At 75.9% G+C, this 925-nt stretch carries 1 protein-coding gene; it reads right to left on the bottom strand.

Annotated elements, in window-relative coordinates; all coding sequences use genetic code 11:
* Positions 1 to 925 (bottom strand): FUSC family protein (locus tag AE652_RS42150; RefSeq protein WP_049661466.1); only part of this gene is annotated, 925 nt, incomplete at both ends.

Raw genomic sequence — 925 nt, 5'->3', positions numbered from 1 at the left:
GGCCGCGCCTCCGGCAGCCGCTCGCCGGTGCGCAGCGCCTCGGCCAGGTCGGCCAGCTCCCGGGTGACGGCGGCGACCTCGGCGGTGGTCGGCACCGGCGCGCCGTGCTCGATCCGCACCCGGGTGGCGGTGGTGGTGTCCACGATCCGCTCGACCGCGATCACCACCGGCCACCACGCCCGCGCCCGGGCCCCGACCGGCGGCGGCTCGGTGAGGGCCCGCTGGAACTCGCTGCGCACGGCGGACAGGTCCCGGTAGAGCCGCCGCCGGTAGCGGGCGCGGGCGGCCGGTTCGTCCGGTCCGGGGCCGGTGGCGAAGGCCAGCGACACGTACGAGGCGGTGTCCTGGACGGCGTCGGCGAGGCGGTCGCCGATCCGGGTGTGCCAGGACTCCGGCCACAGCAGGTAGCCGGCCAGCAGGGAGATCCCGCAGCCGATCAGCGAGTCGTAGAGCCGGGGCAGCACCAGGTGGAAGCCCTGGTGGTTGAGCAGGTCGGAGAGCAGCAGGATGACCGGGGTGATGGCCGCGGTCTGGAAGGCGTACCCCTTGGCGGAGAGCACCGGGATCAGCGTCGCCAGCACCGCCATCACCGGGACGTCCCACCAGCCGTGCGGCACCTCGGCCAGGACCGGGATGGCGATCAGCAGCCCGGCCGCGGTGCCGAACGCGCGCAGCACCGCGCGGGAGAACACCGAGCCGAAGTCGGGCTTCATCACGAAGGTCACGGTCAGCGCCACCCAGTACGAGCGGGGCACCGCGATCACCGAGACCAGCACCTGCGCCAGCCCGATGCACAGCGCCAGCCGCAGCCCGTACCGCCAGGACGCGCCGGACAGCAGCAGCGCCCTGGCCGCCCGCCGGGCCCGCACCGCGAGGCGGGCCGGCCGGCCGAGCCGGTCGTCGGCGGCGTACGGGTCGGGCGAGG

This window comes from Kitasatospora sp. MY 5-36 (assembly GCF_001182915.1).
Taxonomy (GTDB): domain Bacteria; phylum Actinomycetota; class Actinomycetes; order Streptomycetales; family Streptomycetaceae; genus Kitasatospora.
This window is presented reverse-complemented; position numbering and strand designations above follow the sequence as displayed.